This is a genomic window from Psychrobacter sp. TB55-MNA-CIBAN-0194 (assembly GCF_040309505.1).
Taxonomy (GTDB): Bacteria; Pseudomonadota; Gammaproteobacteria; order Pseudomonadales; family Moraxellaceae; genus Psychrobacter; species Psychrobacter fozii.
Map to the genome: position 1 here is coordinate 1 of NZ_JBEOOW010000661.1, position 244 is coordinate 244.

At 45.9% G+C, this 244-nt stretch carries 1 protein-coding gene; it reads left to right on the forward strand.

Going from position 1 to position 244, the window contains the following annotated elements; all coding sequences use genetic code 11:
* Window positions 1–29: 29 nt before the first annotated feature.
* Window positions 30–244: alanine racemase (locus AAEY75_RS16655; protein WP_352260269.1), on the forward strand; the 215-nt coding region annotated here is incomplete at its 3' end.

Below are 244 nucleotides of genomic sequence, written 5' to 3' on the forward strand. Positions count from 1 at the left end.
TCATCACTTTGCTAAAAAAGAAGACGATTATGCGCACAATCACTATCAAGCCTGCCGCCATTACTCATAATCTTAATCAAGTAAAAGCGTTAGCACCAAAATCTAACGTCCTTGCGATGGTAAAAGCCAATGCCTATGGACATGGTGTCGCCGCCGTCCTACCAGCGTTACAGCAAGCAGATGGTATCGGGGTCGCTACTTTAAGAGAAGCGTTAGAAGCACGGCAATTGGGCTGGGATAAAAC